1 protein-coding gene is annotated in these 273 nt (G+C 39.2%); it reads left to right on the top strand.

Going from position 1 to position 273, the window contains the following annotated elements:
* On the top strand, positions 1 to 273 hold a 273-nt coding region (locus C1G53_RS09035; protein WP_161941396.1), incomplete at both ends, for a Fur family transcriptional regulator.

The following is a 273-nucleotide window of genomic DNA, read 5'->3' as shown; positions in this document are numbered from 1 at the left end:
ATTCTCACTTCAATGCAGAAAACCAAACTGCTTTTGAACACGTCATCCAACATCTAAAAGAAAAGGGTATACGCATTACCGAAACTAGAAAAGCAGTCGTTGCCTACATTATCGAAAGCGATGACCACCCTAGTGCTGAAATGATTTATCAAGATCTAATACCTAACTACCCCAACATGAGTCTGGCGACTGTTTACAACAACCTCAAACTTCTATTGGAAGAAGGGTTCGTGACCAAATTGAAACGGACCAATGATAATACTACTTATTACG

The organism is Streptococcus suis, assembly GCF_002960445.1.
GTDB classification, from domain to species: Bacteria; Bacillota; Bacilli; order Lactobacillales; family Streptococcaceae; genus Streptococcus; species Streptococcus hyiners.
Note: the sequence above shows the minus strand (reverse complement) of the source record. Positions and strands in the feature narration are given on the sequence as shown.